Raw genomic sequence first — 6,542 nt, 5'->3', positions numbered from 1 at the left:
CGTATTACACTGGCCCAGTTACTGAAGGTAACCACATCACCAATAAAACTTATGTTGACCAGCAGACAGCTGCTGCAAAAACAGAAGTTGCAGCGGGTACCAATGTTAAAGATGTTGTAAAAACACAGGGTACAAATGGTCAAGACATCTATACCGTGAATGCCAAAGGTACTACTGCATCAGCGGGTTCAGATGCGGTAACTGTTAAAGCAGGTACACCTGATGCGAACAACGTAACGGACTATGCAGTTGATTTAAGTGATAAAACGAAAGACAGCTTAGTTAAGGCAGACAGTGCATTACAAAGCATCGAAACCCAGATTGATGGTGTAACTGTTAAGAACGTCAATAAAGATGACAATAAAGTTAACTTTGTGACGGGCGACAACATCGTACTTGAAGATGATGGTACAGGTGCGATCAAGGTATCGACTGCTCAGGATGTTACTTTCAATCAAGTGAATACGACTAACCTGTATGCCACTGGTGAAACTAAGTTGGGTGATAGCTTCACAGTGAATAACGGCGGTGCGACATATACCGGTCCGATCACTAACGGCGATCACATTACCAATAAGACCTACGTTGACGGTAAAACAGCTTCAGCAAAAACAGAGGTAACTGAAGGCAAAAATATTTCTGTTAGCTCAGTGATTGGTGCTGATGGTCAAAAGATCTATACGGTTGCAACAGAAGATGAAGTTGATTTCACTAAAGTTACTGTAGGTGATACATCAATTACAACTAATGGCCTAGAGATTGCTGGCGGTCCGAGCATTACTAAAGATGGTATTAATGCAGGCGGTAAAAAAGTTACTGAGGTTGCCGATGGTGAAATTAGTGAAACCTCTAAAGACGCTGTAAATGGTAGCCAGCTATATGCACTTGGAAATAATGTTACAGAGCTGTTTGGTGGAAATGCGACATATGTAAACAACCAAATTAGCTGGAATAACATTGGCGGTACTGGTCAATCAAATATTGATGATGCAATTAAGTATATTAATGATCAAGCAGCAAATGCTAATCAAGGCTGGATAGTTGCTACAGATTCAGGTACATCAGCAGCAAGTCCTGTGAAACCAGGGGATACCGTTAATATTAAAGGTGATTCTGCTAGTGGTGTGACTGTTAGCAACAATGGTAATGACATTACAGTTGGTTTGAGCGATCAAATAAAAGTAGGTTCAGGTAATAACGCTGTATCTATTGATGGTAACGCAGGAACGATTGAAGTTGGTGATGTAAAAATTGATGGATCAACAGGAACCATCACGGCAGGTCAAGTTACTGTAAATGGTGATGCTGGTACCGTAAATGGTTTAACCAATACAACATGGAATCCAGACAATATTACTTCAGGTCAAGCCGCTACAGAAGATCAGCTTAAACAAGTTGCACAGAATGCTGCACAGGTTGCAGCTGCTGCAAAATCTACTGTAACAGCAGGCGATAATATTACCGTTACATCAACTAAAAATGATGATGGCAGTACAAACTATCAAGTTGCGACTAATAAAGATGTGACATTTGATTCTGTAACTGCAGGTGATGTTAATGCCAGCAAAGTATCAGTAGGTAATGTAACGATTGATCAAGCTGGTATTAATGCAGGTGGTAATAAAGTCACTAATGTGGCGGATGGAGCAATTACTTCAACATCTCAAGATGCTATTAATGGTTCCCAATTACATGCAAGTAATACCAATATCTATAACTATTTAGGTGGTGGAGCAAATTATGAAACCAATACCGGCCCTACTTATAACGTTGGGGGTGGGACTCAACACAATGTTGGTGATGCTCTTGATGCGTTAGATCAAAGAGATAATCAATTGGATCAGAAGATTACGAACTTAGGTGATCAATTACAACAATCATTCTATACAACTAATAAACGTATTGATGATGTGGAAAAACGTGCGATGGCTGGTATTGCTGCAGCAATGTCTTTAGAAACAGCTCCATACGTTGCTGGTAAATGGACATACGCAGCAGCAGCTGCACATCATGGCGGTGAAAATGCAGTTGGTGTTACATTACGAAAAACTGCTGACAATGGTCGATGGTCATTAACTAGTGGTATAGCTGCAGCCTCTCAAGGCGATCCAAGTTTCCGTATAGGTATTAGTGGCGTGATTGACTAATTAAATGTCTATCAAAAAGCAGAGGATATGCAGGGCATATTCTCTGCAACTTATGATCAAAAATATATAGAGATTGTTATTATGAAATTGTCATTTAAGTTTTTAATTTTAAGTTCTTTAGTTTTTTTTGCTAGTCAGGGGAAAGCAATCGAAAAAATTGAAGTTACTGATGAAGTGGATTTTCCTGAAATAAAGGAAAGCTATTTAAAACAAGTTAAACGTTATGAATATGATGATGTAAGTCGTTTAGATATTGGTTTAACTAAAGATCAATTTCGCCATTTATTAGGTAATCCTCAATTTAATGAAAGTGTATTTTTTGTTAAAAAATGGAATTATGTTTTAGATATCAGAATTCCAAATACACAAAATTATAAGCGTTGTCAACTAAGGATTGATTTTGATAAAGATTATTTAGCTGAACGTTTATCTTGGAGAGGTGAAGATTGTAATAATTTTATGTATCCATCGAATACAAATACAACTATTCAACAAATTAAAGAGCCACGAACTGAAATTTTTAATTTAAGTGCAGATGCATTATTTAAATTTGACGGTTCAACACAAAAAGATTTATTACCAAAAGGACGTATTGAGCTAAATAATTTAGTTTCAAAAATTAATACTGTTTATTCAAATGTTAGTAAAATTCATCTTGTTGGTCATACCGATAGACTAGGAAGTGAATCTTACAATGCTCAGCTTGGTTTGGCACGAGCTAACACTGTTCGAGAATATCTAAGCCAGCATGGGATATCTAACAAAATAATTAGTTATTCAAGTATGGGCGAAAAATCACCATTAACTGACGGGTGTTTTTCAATTAAAGCAAAGCATGAATTGCATTCGTGTTTACAACCAGATAGACGAGTGACTGTAGAAATTATTGGTATTCAAAAATAATTCATTTGATTAGGGTCAAGCATATTTAGTGCTTGACCCTAGATGTAGCTGGGCAGAGTAAAACTTGAAGTGCGACATAAACCACCTAATTAATTTTTAAGGATTCTAAATTTTAATTAAATTATTGTGATCTTACTATGAAAGATTCTATTACACTTTTAAGTGTTTTTTTATTGCTTGTACTTATGGCTAATCAGCATAAGAGAAGTATAAAAATGACGTTAAAGGAAATTGAATTTGAGTTGAAAATATCTGAGTCTAAGATTGTTAATGCAATAGAATGGCTTTTAATCAATAAGATTATATTTAAATATGAATCAATAGGTACCTAGCAGATCTATTTTATAAATGATTACTATTTTCCTGAAGTTAATAAAAATAAATTTTCTGAAAAGAATATTTTTATTAATGATGAAATTTTAGTTGAATTAAAAAAATGTGAAAAGATAAATATCCTACTTTAAAGTGGCTTGAAAAATTATTACATATGAATTGTTGATAATAGTATTATGAATACTCCTTGGTCCAAGATGTGATTTTTTATCTTGGACTTTTTTTATTTTTATAAATAGCTTAGTTGGAAAAAAGTTTGGAAGGTAAAACTATCATAATTTTTGCAGTTTTAACCGGCTTTGTTTCACAAAGCTGTTCTTGATGGCTTCTTCATTTGAAAATTATATCGCTGAAAAAAGCCTTTACAGATAGGTTTGTGCAACAAAGCCCTTTTGAGTAGTTCATGCAACAAGGATAACCGAATACAGCTTATAGATCGGTACGAAATATAATCACCGAGTTGGTCGTTTTTTGATTTATGCAAGATGTCTATTAAAAACTTTATAGGAGTTTTTTTGTTATATCAGGACATTTTATTGGGAGAAATAATTTCCAAAAAAAGCAGGTGTGGTTCAGTTAGTCATTGCTGATCATAGGTATATCTACCTATACAAATAAGTATTCTTATAGATTCTGTCAGTTTTTTTCTTATCACATTACACGATTTTGACTATTACTCCTTAGCTTTTGCCTGATAAAAGCACAGATTCATCCTTATATTTCCCTGCCATGTTTCAGGTCTAGATTAAGTCATGAGCTTAAAGTCCGATAAACAAAGACTTTAGAAATTAGGGGAATGCTGTAAATGGTAAGAAAATATCTGAAAACAGTGGCATTGACCACATGTCTTTTCAGTAGTGCAAGTTTAGCGCTTGCCGCTGAAAATGGCGGAAGTGCTTATCCTGATGGAACAGAGAGTTTTTTTGGTGGAGCAATGCCACCACCTGGGATGTATCTCGTCAGTTATAACCAATACTACAACGCAGATAAATTTAAAAATGATCATCCAGTATTTGATGATTTTAAAATTGATACTTTTGCCACAGTTGCTCGTGGTGTCTATGTCAGTGACAAAACATTTTTAGGCGCGACATGGGGCATGCATGCATTCCTTGTATATGCCCATGCAGATCTTACATTAGGTGGTCGTCAAGATGATCACATGGCAATGGGTGATCTCATTATCGATCCATTCTTATTGGGTTGGCATAAAGGAGATTGGCATGTAGCGACAGGTATCGACTTTTATATTCCAGTTGGCTCTTACAACAAAAATAGACTCGCGAATATTGGACGTAACTATTACACCATTCAACCAATTATCTCGACCACATACTTAAATAAACAAGGTATCGAAGTCAGTACAAAGTGGATGTACGACATCAATTTCGAGAATAAGGATAGCAAATATGAATCGGGCAACGCTTTGCATGTCGATTACTTAGTCGCTAAACACATGGGACCTTTGGCGGTTGGTGTTGGTGGTTATGTACATCGTCAGATTGAAGGTGACTCAGGTGAAGGTGCTGTTTTAGGTGACTTTAAAGCTAAAGCAGCCAGCATAGGTCCGCAAGTTCGCTATCAATTCCCTAAAGGGTATGCAATCGCAGCGAAATATCAAAAAGAATTTGATGTTGAAAACCGACCAGAAGGTCAGAAGTTCGCAATTGATATCACCATCCCATTTTAAAACATTGTTACCTAAACATTAGAGCAAGCATATAGAGGTAAGGCCATGAAAATTAAGAATCAAGAATATGCAGCAGGCAGTGCTGGAGCTGTCGATTATTTAGTGGTGAATGAGTTTTCAGGCGGTATTGTGGGACCAAGCCAACGTATGCTGGGACCTTTAAAAAATGGTGGAACGTTAAAAACAGGCACACCGCCTGGCTGTTGGGGTCCAATGATTACACCTGCATTCCAAGGTGGTCATGAAGTGACACTCCCTGTCTTTATTGAAGGTGCAGAGGTAGGTGATGCTGTCGCTTTAAAGATTAAGGATATGCATGTCACTTCTACGGCGACCTCATCTGGTGTAATGCAATTTGTTGAGGGACGTTATAAAGGAGATCCATTTGTCGCGAAATATTGTGAGGCATGTGGTACTGAACAGCCTGCAAGTTATGTAGATGGGATTGGCGACGATGCGATTCACTGTAAAAACTGTGGGGCAGAAGTCAGTGCTTTTCGCTTTTCACATGGTTATGTGATTGTGTTGGATGAAGAAAACAAAGTGAGCTTGACGGTCAACCAAGAAATTGCCAACAAATTAGCTGGTAATGCCAATGAGCTTTCTGCATTACCTGAACATGCTGCACAGCATTCTATTCTATCACTAGCGCGTGCTGACATGCCAGGGGTTGCTGCGCATATGCGTCCATTCCTCGGCAATATTGGTACGACACCTTCACGTGACTTACCAGACTCTCATAACTGTCACGACTTCGGTCAGTACTTGATTAATGCACCGCATAAATTCGGAATGACTGAAGAAGAGCTTATCGCAGCCAAAACTGACGGTCACATGGATACCAATTCGATTCGTCCAGGCTGTATTTTGATTTGCCCTGTGAAAGTACCAGGTGCAGGTGTCTACATGGGAGATATGCATGCGCAACAAGGCAATGGTGAAATTGCAGGGCATGCCACGGACGTTTCAGGCGAAACAGAATTACAAGTGGAAGTGATTAAAGGTTTAACAATTGACGGCCCAATTTTACTTCAAGCACCAGATGACTTACCACCAATGGCACGTCCATTTACCAAGGAAGAGCGTGAAAAAGTGAAAGCTTTAGGTGCGCGTTGGGGACAAACTGAAATTGAGGAAAGTGGTCCAATCACATTTATGGGAACAGGTAAGAACCTCAATGATGCAACGGACAATGCTTTAAATCGAGCGGCAAAAGTCACAGGTTTAAGTGTGGATGAGGTCATGAACCGTTGCACCATTACAGGCTCTATCGAAATCAGCCGTTTACCAGGAATGGTACGTGCAACCTTCTTATGCCCAATGCCAATTTTAGAAAAACTGGGGATCGCAAACTTAGTTCGCGAACATTACCAACTTTAATTCATCACGTGAATGGTGGTTGATTAGCGTGTTTCAAACGCTGTTCGTAAATAAGCATGAAATTTACTGAACTTAAAACTTAGAAACGA

Annotated in this window: 4 protein-coding genes; all 4 read left to right on the top strand. The window is 37.8% G+C overall.

From position 1 onward, the window contains the following. Positions 1-2,147, top strand: a 2,147-nt coding sequence (locus FTU13_RS14480) for a YadA-like family protein (protein WP_180161129.1), incomplete at its 5' end; no start/stop codon positions are given. Between the two features lie 27 nt (positions 2,148-2,174). Continuing rightward, positions 2,175-3,050, top strand: coding sequence for an OmpA family protein (locus FTU13_RS14475; RefSeq protein WP_257226768.1), 876 nt, complete (start codon positions 2,175-2,177; stop codon positions 3,048-3,050). 1,138 nt (positions 3,051-4,188) lie between these two features. After that, the gene (locus FTU13_RS14470; protein WP_180024904.1) at positions 4,189-5,073 is read left to right on the top strand and encodes a transporter; all 885 of its coding nucleotides are present in this window, start codon (positions 4,189-4,191) and stop codon (positions 5,071-5,073) included. Positions 5,074-5,118: 45 nt separating this feature from the next. Continuing rightward, positions 5,119-6,453, top strand: coding sequence for an acetamidase/formamidase family protein (locus FTU13_RS14465; RefSeq protein ID WP_180128721.1), 1,335 nt, complete (start codon positions 5,119-5,121; stop codon positions 6,451-6,453). Positions 6,454-6,542: the final 89 nt, after the last annotated feature.

This window comes from Acinetobacter sp. YH12064 (genome assembly GCF_013419735.1).
In the GTDB taxonomy this organism is placed as follows: domain Bacteria; phylum Pseudomonadota; class Gammaproteobacteria; order Pseudomonadales; family Moraxellaceae; genus Acinetobacter; species Acinetobacter amyesii.
The sequence above is the reverse complement of the archived record's forward strand: the minus strand, read 5'-3'. Positions and strand labels throughout refer to the sequence as shown.

Coding starts and splice junctions, on each gene's coding strand:
- FTU13_RS14475 (WP_257226768.1), top strand. CDS start 2,175: ATGCAGGGCATATTCTCTGCAACTTATGATCAAAAATATATAGAGATT.
- FTU13_RS14470 (WP_180024904.1), top strand. CDS start 4,189: ATGGTAAGAAAATATCTGAAAACAGTGGCATTGACCACATGTCTTTTC.
- FTU13_RS14465 (WP_180128721.1), top strand. CDS start 5,119: ATGAAAATTAAGAATCAAGAATATGCAGCAGGCAGTGCTGGAGCTGTC.